Source organism: Niveibacterium sp. COAC-50, assembly GCF_013184235.1.
GTDB classification, from domain to species: domain Bacteria; phylum Pseudomonadota; class Gammaproteobacteria; order Burkholderiales; family Rhodocyclaceae; genus Niveibacterium; species Niveibacterium microcysteis.
Map to the genome: position 1 here is coordinate 867451 of NZ_JABCJM010000001.1, position 11758 is coordinate 879208.

At 54.8% G+C, this 11758-nt stretch carries 10 protein-coding genes; all 10 read left to right on the forward strand.

What is annotated here, in order from left to right; genetic code table 11:
• The first annotated feature begins 1 nt into the window (after nt 1).
• The 10 genes from HH302_RS03865 (at nt 2) to HH302_RS03910 (ending at nt 11693) form a co-directional block, all read left to right on the forward strand.
• Nucleotides 2-913: an NAD(P)-dependent oxidoreductase gene (locus HH302_RS03865; protein ID WP_172198421.1), complete on the forward strand. Its 912-nt coding sequence runs from the start codon at nt 2-4 to the stop codon at nt 911-913.
• Between the two features lie 45 nt (nt 914-958).
• The gene (locus tag HH302_RS03870; protein ID WP_172198424.1) at nt 959-1924 is read left to right on the forward strand and encodes a glycosyltransferase family 2 protein; all 966 of its coding nucleotides are present in this window, start codon (nt 959-961) and stop codon (nt 1922-1924) included.
• An 11-nt stretch (nt 1925-1935) separates the two neighbouring features.
• The gene (rfbF, locus tag HH302_RS03875; RefSeq protein ID WP_172198427.1) at nt 1936-2709 is read left to right on the forward strand and encodes a glucose-1-phosphate cytidylyltransferase; all 774 of its coding nucleotides are present in this window, start codon (nt 1936-1938) and stop codon (nt 2707-2709) included.
• An 80-nt stretch (nt 2710-2789) separates the two neighbouring features.
• Nucleotides 2790-3749, forward strand: a complete 960-nt coding sequence (locus HH302_RS03880; RefSeq protein WP_216661752.1) for a lysylphosphatidylglycerol synthase transmembrane domain-containing protein — start codon at nt 2790-2792, stop codon at nt 3747-3749.
• Between the two features lie 25 nt (nt 3750-3774).
• Nucleotides 3775-5127 carry an NAD(P)/FAD-dependent oxidoreductase gene (locus tag HH302_RS03885; RefSeq protein WP_172198433.1) on the forward strand — a complete coding sequence of 451 codons (1353 nt, stop codon included), beginning with the start codon at nt 3775-3777 and terminating at the stop codon, nt 5125-5127.
• A gap of 1 nt (nt 5128) precedes the next feature.
• Nucleotides 5129-7069 (forward strand): hypothetical protein, encoded by a 1941-nt coding sequence (locus tag HH302_RS03890; RefSeq protein WP_172198436.1) that lies wholly within the window; start codon nt 5129-5131, stop codon nt 7067-7069.
• Nucleotides 7070-7479: 410 nt separating this feature from the next.
• Complete coding sequence (gene gmd, locus HH302_RS03895; protein WP_172198440.1) at nt 7480-8514, forward strand: GDP-mannose 4,6-dehydratase; 1035 nt, start codon at nt 7480-7482, stop codon at nt 8512-8514.
• A gap of 1 nt (nt 8515) precedes the next feature.
• The gene (locus HH302_RS03900; protein ID WP_172198443.1) at nt 8516-9412 is read left to right on the forward strand and encodes an NAD-dependent epimerase/dehydratase family protein; all 897 of its coding nucleotides are present in this window, start codon (nt 8516-8518) and stop codon (nt 9410-9412) included.
• A gap of 128 nt (nt 9413-9540) precedes the next feature.
• Nucleotides 9541-10548 carry a glycosyltransferase family 4 protein gene (locus HH302_RS03905; RefSeq protein WP_371814609.1) on the forward strand — a complete coding sequence of 336 codons (1008 nt, stop codon included), beginning with the start codon at nt 9541-9543 and terminating at the stop codon, nt 10546-10548.
• Nucleotides 10545-11693, forward strand: a complete 1149-nt coding sequence (locus HH302_RS03910; RefSeq protein ID WP_216661753.1) for a glycosyltransferase — start codon at nt 10545-10547, stop codon at nt 11691-11693. The genes HH302_RS03905 and HH302_RS03910 overlap by 4 nt, the downstream gene beginning before the upstream one ends.
• Nucleotides 11694-11758: the final 65 nt, after the last annotated feature.

An 11758-nucleotide genomic window follows, 5' to 3' on the forward strand; every position in this document is an offset into this window, starting at 1 on the left:
CATGCGGGTGCTGGTAAGTGGTGCAGCTGGTTTTCTTGGGCGTCGCTTGGTTCCGTTTCTCGAGAGCAATGGTTATGAGGTCTATGCGCTTTCGCGTTCTGAGAAAATTGGTCGCCATCCGCTCGTTATGGCGGATGTCAATGCGGATTCGCTGCGCGCCGCGCTTGAAGGAATCGACCTCGATGCGGTAGTCAATCTGGCGGCGGCTGGCGTAAGGCCCGGCGAGCGTGGTATCGAACTCTTGACGCGAGTCAATTCAGTCCTTCCGTGTGAGCTTCTTGCCGCAGCGAGTCGCAGGGGCGCGCGAATGTTCCTCCAAACCGGAACGTGCGCCGAGTACGCTGCGTCGCAGTTGGGCGTCTTGCTGTCGGAAGAGTCGCCAATCGCGTACGACAAGGCGTATGGCGCCACCAAGGCCGCCGCATCCATGTTGCTTCCCTTGTGGGGCCGTGAGTACGCAGTTCGTGTCGTCACGTTGCGACTATTCAATGTATTCGGTCCGGGCGAGGCTGCGCATCGCTTGCTCCCGTCTTTGATCCGGAGCCTACGTGTTGGAGAAACGGTCCCTTTGTCGATCGGAACTCAGCTGCGCGACTTTTTGCATGTTGATGACGTGTGTCGCGCGATGTTCGCGATGCTCCGCGCCATGGATGCAGATCAGCGAATTAACGGGGTGTTCAACTTGGCGTCGGGAACGCCCATGAGTGTTGCGGAATTTGCGAGGCGCGTGGCCGCAGCGGTTGGTGTTTCCGAGGCGCTCTTATTGTTTGGCTCCCTGTCATTGCGCCCTGACGATTTGCCCTGTGTCGTAGGCGATTCTTCTAAGCTTCAGGCGGCTTGTGGATGGAGCCCCCCAGCAGACATTGGTAAGGCAATCGATGACGCCGTGAAAGAAATGCTATGCGCGCATTGAAGATGCCTCCAATAACCCATGCTGGGCGAACTTACGGAATCTGAAATGACAGACAAGGATATTCCGCTGGTTTCGATCTCGATTCCAGTGCTGAATGAAGCCGAGAATCTTGATCGTTTGTACGCACGCCTTGCTGCCCTGGCTCAGCGCATGCGAGGTAAGTGCGATTTGGAGTTCATATTTTCCGACAATCACTCCAGCGACGAAACGTGGCGGAAGTTGTCGGTCTTGGCCGCCCGTGATGAACGGGTTCGCGCAGTTAGATTCGCCCGAAACGTCGGTTTTCAGCGCTCGATTCTGGCCAACTTCATGCACACTCGTGGTGATGCGGTCATGCAGATTGATGCCGACTTGCAGGACCCTCCCGAACTGCTAGAGGAGTTCTTTCGGTTGTGGCGTGCCGGGCATCACGTTGTGTATGGCGTGCGGAGGAAGCGTAAGGAAGGGGTGTTTATCAATGCGTTCCGCCGCGCTGGATATTGGTTGATCGACAAGGTTAGCGAGCATCCAATCCCGCGCGACGTGGGGGACTTTCGGCTCGTCGACCGTAAGGTCATCAATGCGTTGTGTGCGATGCGGTCGTCTCATCCTTATTTGCGAGGGATGATCGCTGGCCTCGGCTTCAATCAAACCGGAGTCGAATACGATCGTGAGGCTCGGGTTGCCGGTGAGAGCAAATTTGGCGTTGGACGGCTCGTAAGTCTTGGGTTGACGGCCGTATTCAACCATTCGGTTGTTCCGCTGCGATTGGCTACGTTCGTCGGCTTACTTACATTGGGGTTGAGTGCGTTGGGGGCTATATACTATGTCGCTTTGCGGTGGGCCTTCCCCGAACTGCCGGTTGGGTTGGCTAGCATTCACATATTGGTATTGTTTGGAATTGGTTTGAATTCGCTTTTGCTTGGAATTATTGGTGAGTACATTCTTAGGATCTATATCCTGTTGAGATCTGAGCCCGTTGCCATTGTCGAGAGTAGTTTGAATTTCGTGGCGCGTGAGCTGAAGCTCTGAAAGGGGGGGCAATGAAAGCTGTTATTCTGGCTGGGGGTCTTGGTACCCGTATTTCTGAAGAGTCAGATACCAAGCCAAAGCCGATGGTGGAGGTGGGCGGCCGGCCACTGCTTTGGCATATCATGAAGTCATATAGCCATCATGGTATCAACGATTTCGTGATCTGCCTTGGTTATAAAGGCTACGTAATCAAAGAGTTCTTCTTTAATTACTATCGCCACACCTCTGATCTCGAGATTAATTTGGGCTCGGGTGAACATCGGGTATTTAACTCACAGGCTGAGGATTGGCGCGTTACGCTTATCGATACCGGGCCGGACACGATGACGGGTGGTCGATTGAAGCGAGTTGCGCCTTATCTCGGCGAAGAAACGTTCTGTCTTACCTATGGAGATGGATTGGCTGACATCGATTTGTCAAGAGAGATCGCATTCCATAGGTCGCATGGCAAGCTTGCTACGGTCGCCGCTGTGCAGCCCCCGGGGCGCTTCGGTGTCTTGAATATAGATAGTCGCCAATCAGTCAGCAGTTTCGAGGAGAAGCCTAGCGATGAGATCGGATGGATCAATGGAGGATTCTTCGTGCTCGAACCAAAAGTGATTGATTACATTGATGGTGATGGCACATCGTGGGAACGCGCGCCATTGGCAAGTCTTGCGCGCGACGGTGAACTTGCAGCCTTCTATCACACCGGTTTTTGGCAACCGTGCGACACGCTCCGTGACAAGCGCGAGCTTGAGGCCCTTTGGGATTCGAGCAACGCGCCGTGGTGCATTTGGAAATGAGCGGTTCCGCGTCTGTTAGCGCCGCGGAAGACGTGTCTCGTCGGCGTCGACTCGTGCGCGGAGGGGGGCAGTTGCTCGGTATGGCGATTACTCTTTCTTGCCTCGTTTATGTCTTCGGTAAGATCAACGTAGTCGATCTTCGTGTCGCATTGGTGCGGTTCTACTGGCCGCATTTGCTGGTGGGAGTGCTCTCGCTGACGTTTGGATATGCGATGCGGATTGTCAGGTGGAGCAACATGCTTAGGGCTGCGGGCGCCCGAGTCTCGGCGCGACAGTGTGCGGCTCCATTTCTCGCTTCAATAGCGATGAATAACGTGTTGCCTTTTCGTGTTGGCGACGTAGTTCGCGCGTTTGTTTTTCCGCAAGCTTTGTGCGTAAGTCGCGCATCAGCAACTGGTTCCTTGGTCATGGAACGTTTGGTGGACCTTCTCGCATTGCTAATTGCGCTGGGCTTGGGGGTTGTTGGTTTCGGGCGGAATGGCTTGCCAGCCTGGTTGCGTGACGGTGCGCTCGCGCTCGCGGTAATGTCAACGCTGTCGTTGGTAATTCTTTTTTTGCTTAGCGCTCCCTTAAGTCGCTGGCTTTTTCGGTACATTGAAACTCGTGCCGTCCCTGCAATGTACTCAGTTGTCGTACGAGGTGCAGGAGAGTTGCTTAGCAGTTTTGCCGGAATGTCGAAACCGAAGGCTTTGTTGGCACTCTTCGGGCTCTCTGCTCTAGTATGGATCGGCGAGCTAGGACTTTTCTTTGCCGTCCTAACCGGATTCAACCCTGCGGCGACGATGTCAATTGCAGGTGTGGTGATGGCAGTAGCAACGCTTTCGACTTTGGTGCCATCTTCCCCGGGCTACGTAGGTCCATTTCATGTGGCAGCCTACTTCGCTATTGGTGTTTTGGGTGGCGACACTGTGCAGGCAGTAAGTTGCGCAGTGGTAATGCATCTTGCCCTTTGGTTGCCAACTACCCTGGCGGGTGGTGTGGCAATCCTTCTTTCACCAAACCTATTCAGGGCGGCGCGTCGCAGCCGGGATGAGGTTTGAACCGTATCTGGGTCCAAAAATAGCTATGAAGAAAGTCGATGTTGTGATTGTGGGGGGCGGCTTTACCGGTTTGACGGCGGCCTATTGCCTAGCCAAACAGGGGGTCAGCGTCAAAGTTCTCGAGTGCGACTCTTCGGCCGGCGGTCTTGCCGGCACGTTTGAGTTTAACGACGGCGTTCGCCTCGAGAAGTTTTATCACCACTGGTTCAATAATGATGTTTACGTTCCAGAGTTGGTGAAAGAATTGGGTATGGAAGGGGACGTAATTACGCTTCCGTCACGTACTGGTATGTACTACAACGGGCGTATGTGGAAGCTTTCAACTCCATTGGATCTATTGCGATTCACTGCGCTTTCGTTTATTGACCGAATTCGGTTGGGGCTTTTGGTCTTTCAGGTCCGGCGTGTAAAGGATTGGCGATCAATAGAGCATCTCAGTATCCGGGAGTGGCTTGAGCCACTATGCGGTAAGAGTGTCTATCGGGTGGTATGGCAGCCATTGATAGAGTCCAAGTTTTCGTGCTTCTCCGAGGCGGTGAACGCCGTGTGGTTTTGGAAGAAACTGGTTTTACGTGGGAGTACCCGAGATAGTAAGGGCGGAGAGCAATTGGCCTATTTTAAGGGCGGATTCGGTCGCCTGGCTGATGCGCTCGTCGGCAAAATACGTGAATTCGGTGGAGAGGTAGTGCTTGGGGCTAAGGTTCTGGGGGTGCGGACCGACGGAGCTGCGATTTCGGCCGTTTGCACTACAGCCGGCGACGTTGAGGGTCGCCAGTTCTTGCTGACTCCGGCATTTCCGATTATCGCGGACATACTACAGGCTGCGGCGCCAACCGACTGGTTGGAGACGCTCCGTCGTGTCAAATACCTCGGAAATATGTGCCTAGTGCTTCGACTGAAGCAGAGCCTATCTGAAACGTATTGGTTAAATGTGAACGATCCTGGCTTCCCATTTGTTGGTGTTATCGAGCACACCAATTTCGATACTCCAGAAAACTATAGCGGCTCCAGTATTGCCTTTCTCTCGCGGTACCTTCCCGTCGACGACTCGGTGTGGAAGTTCTCGGACGAGGAGTACCTTAAGTTCGCTTTAGGGCACCTGCAGCGCATGTTCCCAGAAATGAGGCGCGACTGGATAGTCGAGTATAAGGTATGGCGTTCGGAGTACGCGCAGCCGGTCACGGAGCGGAATTACTCGCACTATGTGCCGGAGGCGGAGACCCCGTTTGCGAATGTCCGCATCGCGACGATGGCGCAGATCTATCCCGAGGATCGCGGTACAAACTACGCGATTCGCGATGGGCGAGCAGCCGCAGTAGCGGTGCAATTGGCGCTAAAGTCTGGATCTTCGCCAGTCTTGGCGGGCCGGGAGAAATAGGATGCGCGTTGTGCCGGTGCCGTTTCTAGCAAGAGTCTCATTGTATGTTCTAATCGTAACGTGCAGTGTTCTGTTTGTCTTTCTGCTTGGCTCCTTTTGGTCGTTGAGTGCGGATTTTGCGCATCACTACGCATTGGTTAGTCGTCTTGCTGACTTCGGCTTTGGGGCTGTCGGAAGCGACCGTTCGTTGGGGGAAATGAATTTTTACCCCAATTACGCGCACGCACTCAGCGCAGTGTTGGGGCGCGCCTTTGATTCGCCGTTTCTAGGAATGCACGTGATTGCCTTGGCGGCGTTCTTCGCGACTTGGGGGGCAATTGCAATACTCCTAAGAGATGTTTCTTTAGGCGTCCCCCCTGCTGCAAAGATGGCGGTTCTGGCGGTATTGTTGCTTGTCTTCTGGCTGGCAAAGCTCGAATGGCATGGCCGTGAGATAGTCGGAAACTATTTCTTTTCGCAGCTGGTTGGGCAGGCGCTGGTAGTTGGTTTTCTTGTCGTATGGGCGCGATGCCGCTCGCAGAATGTCGGTCTTGTCGTTGGGTACGTCCTCGCTGCGCTAGTTAGCGTTTTGGCAGTTGGTTTTCACTTGTTGCCGGCGATGATTCTCGCAGGTACGTTGGTGTTGGTTGTCACGATTGACGTGATTTCCGACTCGCTGCGCGGCAGATTTGCGGTCATTGGCGCGACGTGTTTGATCCTCGCTCTCGCGCTCGCGATATTCCTGCATCCGGCATTTCAGAGCATGCGGCGCATCGCTGAAAATGACGGCGTATTGGAGTTGAACTACCTAACTAGTGCAGGAGCGGTAGCGGTTCTTGCTCTGTTTCTCCTTTGTTTTTGCGGATTCGTTGTGCGCCAAGCGTTAGTGGTGCGACGAGATGAGCGAGGGCCGTTCGATCTAGATGTTGTTGTTCTCTATGTTGCCTCAGCGGCTATTCTGACCTTGCTGCAGTATGTCGCCCTGAAGTTTGGCGCAGGGTCTGCATATGCCGTCAAAAAATACGCCTTCAGTCTTTACACTGGCCTACTTGTTGTTGTGTACATTCATGTGGTAAGCAGTTTGGAGCGTACGAGTGGCTTTAAGGCGTTGTCGATATGGAGTGGGGTTGATCGGATCGCGTACGCGATTTTTCCGGGCTTGGTTGTCAGTGTCGTCTGCTTGACTACGTTTCCGATTGCCGGTGGGATGTCAGCGCCTGTGTTCGTTGAATTGGACCGATCGATTCGGCATTTTCGCTCGTCTTCGAGTGCTTTGCCGGCCGGGCAGTACGATGTGGCGATGGGCGTCTCGACCTACGGATCGGTGGTTGACTACGCGTTGTCGGTCGGGGCGTTGCGTATGCCGCGAGGGCGCGATTCGCTGGATGTGTTGCGTGGCGTAAGACCAGCGGAGCCAGGGATGGTTCGGAGCCTAGTAACCTTAGGCACTGGTCTCGCTCGGCCCGCGGCGTCATGCAACGTTCAGCGGTTGCCTGGCGGTTTGGTGGCGGCGGAGGCTAGTTGTGTTTTTGCGCGCGAAACACTATGTACGACGACCAACGATTTTTCGGATTCTGGCGCCATTTCTGCCGCCTCGCTGACGGGGTTTGGGGCGGGCGAGCAATACGGTCGCTGGTCCCTCGGGGCGGGGGCGTCCTTTGTGTGTGCCATCCCCGCCGAGATGAAGGGAAAGATTAGGGATGTTCAGGTGTCCATCATTACTGGATTTTCGGCGAACGGCGAGGGGCAGCGCGGCTATCTGTCCTTGAATGGATCGCCAGAAAAGGAGGTGGTGGTCGCTGCGCGGGAGGTTGTAGTGTCTCTCGGGCCTGTGCCTGACGGGGACGTGGTGTCATTACATTTTAGGCAGCCGGGAGCCGTATCGCCAAAAAGCGTCGGCGTAAGTGAGGATGATCGAGTGCTCGGCTTCATGGTGCGAAAGGTCGAGCTAGTGTTGAAGTAGCAGATGCGGCGCAGCAGTGTCTTGGCGGGCGGTATTGCATCCAAAGCGATTGCAAGTGCGCCCGTCAATGCAGTGAGAGTTTCTCCAGTTGGTGCCCGTTGAGATGCTTTGGCACAGAAATGAGCGGCCTGGCGCGGACTTAGTGAGTTGGGTGTGGAGTTTGGCTCAAATGGCCGCGGTGGTTGCTTGGAGGCGGTTTAGTTGGCCTGGCCGGATGTGTGTTGGCTATAGAGGTGCATTGCTGCGGCTTGGGTGGTCTTGTTACTTGCACTTACTCAAACTGAGGTGTTGTTCTGCTGGCGGCGTAGGCGGGTATTGATGCGGCGTCGAGTAATGCGGTAGCGTCAGGTCGGCGCTTTCTTATGGCTTGGTCGGTTCTTTTGGTGTCATTCTTTTAGGTTTGGATTTATATGAAGACGGCGGTTGTTACGGGTATTTCTGGTCAGGATGGGGCCTACCTTTCGGAGTTGTTGCTGGAGAGGGGCTACATCGTTTATGGTACTTTTCGGCGCACGAGTTCGGTGAATTTTTGGCGAATTGAAGAGCTCGGGATTCAGGCGCATCCGAATCTGCATCTTGTGGAATACGATTTGACTGATCTGTCCTCGAGTATTCGTCTTCTGCAGATAAGCGGTGCGTCGGAGGTCTATAATCTTGCGGCGCAGAGCTTTGTTGGTGTGTCCTTTGAGCAGCCGCTTACGACCGCCGAGATTACTGGGCTTGGCGCGGCGAATTTGTTAGAAGCGATACGGATCGTTAATCCGAAGATCCGCTTCTATCAAGCGTCCACTTCGGAGATGTTCGGTAAAGTGCAGGCTATCCCTCAAGTGGAGTCGACACCATTCTATCCGCGTAGCCCCTATGGTGTCGCGAAGTTGTATGCGCACTGGATGACGGTTAACTACCGCGAGTCGTACGGAATTTTCGGTAGTTCCGGCATTCTGTTTAATCACGAATCACCATTGCGTGGACGTGAATTCGTAACGCGCAAGATCACTGACTCCGTGGCCAAGATTGCACTCGGAAAGCTTGATGTGCTAGAGCTCGGGAATATGGATGCGAAGCGGGATTGGGGTTTCGCAAAGGAGTATGTGGAAGGTATGTGGCGAATGCTTCAAGCCGATGAGCCCGACACTTACGTGCTAGCGACCAATCGCACGGAGACCGTGCGCGACTTCGTCACGATGGCCTTCAAAGCTTGCGATATTCAGTTGGAGTGGCGTGGTAGTGCGGAGGATGAGCAAGGTGTGTGCACCCGTTCGGGTAAGGTCCTCGTTCGGGTGAATCCGAAGTTCTATCGACCCGCCGAAGTCGATCTGTTGATTGGAAATCCTCAAAAGGCCAAAGACAAGCTGGGTTGGCAGCCGCAGACCACTTTGGAGCAGCTTTGTCAGATGATGGTTGACGCGGATCTGCGTCGCAACGAAGTGGGTTTCTCGTTCTGATATGGCTCGGGATCGGCGAGTTCTCGTAACCGGGCTAAGCGGGTTTACTGGGCGGCATTTGGCGCGAGAGCTCGCCACGGCTGGCTTTGAAGTGTTTGGGATTGGCGCCCATTCAGATGGCGATACTAACTACTACCAAGTCGATTTGTCGGACCGCGCGCGGCTGCGTGAGGTGCTTCGAGAAATCGCACCGGATTACGTTGTACATCTTGCCGCGATAGCCTTTGTCGCACATGGGAACGCTAACGCGTTCTACGACGTAAACGTGGTTGGAACGAGGAACCTACTTGAGGCGATCTCTGACGCCGGTGTGCCGTTGCGGGCCGTGCTTTTGGCTAGCAGTGCGAATGTCTACGGGAACGCGGTCGGAGGAATGCTTTCAGAAGATACCCCTCCAAATCCTGCGAACGACTATGCGGTGAGTAAGCTCGCGATGGAGTATATGGCGAGATTGTGGCTGCCGAGGATTCCTATCGTTATCGCTAGACCATTCAATTACACGGGCGTCGGTCAGTCAGCGGACTTTCTACTGCCGAAGATTGTCACGCATTTCAGATCAAGGGCCCAGCGCATCGAACTCGGAAATCTTGATGTCTGGCGGGACTTTTCTGATGTTCGCTCAGTGGCTCGCGCGTATCGGCGTCTCCTTGAGTGCGAACCCGTCGGTGCTGTCGTGAACGTCTGTTCGGGCTCGCTCTATTCCTTGCGTGATGTTATAGGGCTGGCGGAGACGCTCTCGGGCCACAAGATAGAGGTTGTGGTTAATCCAGCGTTTGTAAGGGCAAACGAGGTGCAGAGGCTGTGCGGTAACGCAGCTAGACTCCGGCAGATTATTGGTGATTGGTCCTCGTTGCCGCTGACAGAGACGTTGCAGTGGATGCTCGAGAGTAACCAGTGAGAGTCGTACTGGGTGTGGAGGCCGTCAGACCTCCGATGACCGGTATTGGCTATTACGCTTTGGAGCTGGCTAAGCAGATCCCCAATGTTCCGGGCGTTTCCGAGGTAAGGTACTTCGCCGGACGTAAGATGGTTGCGGACCCATTGGCCGCATTTGGGGTACCGGTCGCCCCTCCGGCGGTGCGTCAAAGACTATTGCGCGTCAGTTCCCTAGTTGACTTAGCTCGTGTCTTATCGCCGGCCTACAAGAGGTTTGTGCTGAGACGATCACGCGGCTTTGTTTTCCACAGCCCGAACTACTACCTTCCGCCTCATGACGGACCGTGTGTGGCGACGTTTCATGATCTGTCTATATTTAAATGGCCCGAGTATCACCCCGTAGAGCGGGTGCGTTACATGCAAAAAGAGCTTCCAGTAGCGCTGGCTCGGGCTCAGATGCTGATTGTGGATTCCGCTTACACGCGTGCAGAGTTGATTGACTATTTTGGGGTTGAGCCAAGCCGGGTTGTTGATATCCCATTGGCGGCGCAGAGTATTTTCGGTCCAATGGACTGTGATGCAACACGCCCAACATTGGACGCCCTAGGGTTGGTTCATGGCGGTTACGTGCTATTCGTTGGCACTGTGGAGCCACGCAAAAACATCGAGGTTCTCCTTAATGCTTATTCGATGCTCGCTCCGGCACAGCGAAGTCGTTTTCCGCTCGTTCTAGCTGGCTACCGTGGTTGGCGCAGTGAAGAACTCTTGCGCCGAATTTCTGCGGCCGAGCAGGAGGGATGGGCTCGCTACTATGACTATGTGGATGCGCGGCATATGCCGGCGTTGTTTGCGGGTGCTCGAGTTTTCGCCTTTCCCTCGCGCTATGAAGGTTTTGGCTTGCCGGTGCTTGAAGCGTTAGCGAGCGCGGTGCCAGTAGTTTGCTCAAATGCTGCATCGTTACCCGAGGTCGCAGGCGGAGCTGCAGCGCTGTGCGACGTTGACGATGTGGCGGGATTCGCAAATGCAATTGATCGGGCTTTGCAGGATGAAGAGTGGCGAGCTGATGCGATCCGCCAGGGACTGGCCCAGTCGGCCCGATTTTCTTGGGCCGAAACAGCGCGACGTACGGTCGATGTCTATCGGGCAGCAGCGAAATGAAGGCTGCTCGGAGTCCGGGGCCGATTCGCATTGCTCACGTCTATCGGACTTATTTTCCGGAAACGCAAGGAGGTTTGCAGGAGGCGATTCGTCAGATAAGTCTCGGTACCGCCCAGCATGGCGTCGTTAATACGGTGTTTGCCTTAGCCAAGGATCCGTATCCAAGGTTTTTGAAAGTTCCTGAGGGTGATTTGCTGCGGGAACGTAGCTTCTTTGAAGTGGCTTCCTGTGATTTTGGAGGCATGGCGTCGTTCAGAACTTTTCGAAAGCTTGCGGATCGCGTCGACTTGTTTCACTTCCACTATCCGTGGCCGTTTGGTGATTTGTTGGGGATATTGGGCAGAAAGTCAAAGCCCTTCGTTGTTACGTACCAATCCGATGTTGTTCGACAGCGCTCCTTGGACTATTGCTATGCTCCTTTGCGCCGTGCTTTCTTTAATAGAGCGGCCGCGGTAGTGACTACCTCTCCTGGATATCGGAACGGTAGTGCTTTCTTGGGTCAGCTGCGTTGCCCTGTGCATACGATCCCGCTGTGTATTGACAGGCGGTTCGTTCCTCCTATCGACACCGGGCGCAGCGAGGGCTGGCGAGCGCAATTAGGTGCAGGGTATTTTCTCTTTGTTGGGGTTTTGCGTTATTACAAGGGCTTAGATTTCCTGATCGCGGCCGCTTCGATGACGCGGCTTCCGGTCGTAATTGCTGGCGACGGGCCAGAGGGCGAGCGGCTGCGCGCGCTGGCGTCGGGTCTGGCTAATGTCACTTTTGTTGGGCAGGTGACTGATGAGGATAAGTATGCATTGATTGATGGATGCCGGGCGGTAGTGTTCCCATCCCACTTGAGGTCCGAGGCGTTCGGTATGACGTTACTAGAAGCGGCGATTCGTCGCCGACCGATGATATCTGCCGAGATAGGTACGGGGACATCTTTTGTCAACGCCCACAATGTCACTGGGTTTGTCGTACCCCCGGCGGACGCAACGTGCTTGGCGTCAGCCATGCAACGCCTTGCTGCCGAGCCAGAGTTGGCTGCCCGAATGGGTGCCGCTGCCTATGATCGCTATCTTGAGTTGTTTTCCGCAGACCGAGTCGGGGCGCAGTATGCGGAGTTATACAAGCACGTGCTGAGTGGGACTCTTCGGGCTTGACCAAAGGGCTGGCGCCCGAGCGTCTTTATGGCGCCGAGCGGCGCTATGGTAGTTAGGCTGCAGGT

What these genes read in the sequence shown, in the direction of transcription:
- rfbF (WP_172198427.1), top strand. Translation starts at nt 1,936, where the DNA reads ATGAAAGCTGTTATTCTGGCTGGGGGTCTTGGTACCCGTATTTCTGAA.
- HH302_RS03870 (WP_172198424.1), top strand. Translation starts at nt 959, where the DNA reads ATGACAGACAAGGATATTCCGCTGGTTTCGATCTCGATTCCAGTGCTG.
- gmd (WP_172198440.1), top strand. Translation starts at nt 7,480, where the DNA reads ATGAAGACGGCGGTTGTTACGGGTATTTCTGGTCAGGATGGGGCCTAC.
- HH302_RS03910 (WP_216661753.1), top strand. Translation starts at nt 10,545, where the DNA reads ATGAAGGCTGCTCGGAGTCCGGGGCCGATTCGCATTGCTCACGTCTAT.
- HH302_RS03865 (WP_172198421.1), top strand. Translation starts at nt 2, where the DNA reads ATGCGGGTGCTGGTAAGTGGTGCAGCTGGTTTTCTTGGGCGTCGCTTG.
- HH302_RS03885 (WP_172198433.1), top strand. Translation starts at nt 3,775, where the DNA reads ATGAAGAAAGTCGATGTTGTGATTGTGGGGGGCGGCTTTACCGGTTTG.
- HH302_RS03880 (WP_216661752.1), top strand. Translation starts at nt 2,790, where the DNA reads ATGGCGATTACTCTTTCTTGCCTCGTTTATGTCTTCGGTAAGATCAAC.
- HH302_RS03900 (WP_172198443.1), top strand. Translation starts at nt 8,516, where the DNA reads ATGGCTCGGGATCGGCGAGTTCTCGTAACCGGGCTAAGCGGGTTTACT.
- HH302_RS03905 (WP_371814609.1), top strand. Translation starts at nt 9,541, where the DNA reads ATGGTTGCGGACCCATTGGCCGCATTTGGGGTACCGGTCGCCCCTCCG.
- HH302_RS03890 (WP_172198436.1), top strand. Translation starts at nt 5,129, where the DNA reads ATGCGCGTTGTGCCGGTGCCGTTTCTAGCAAGAGTCTCATTGTATGTT.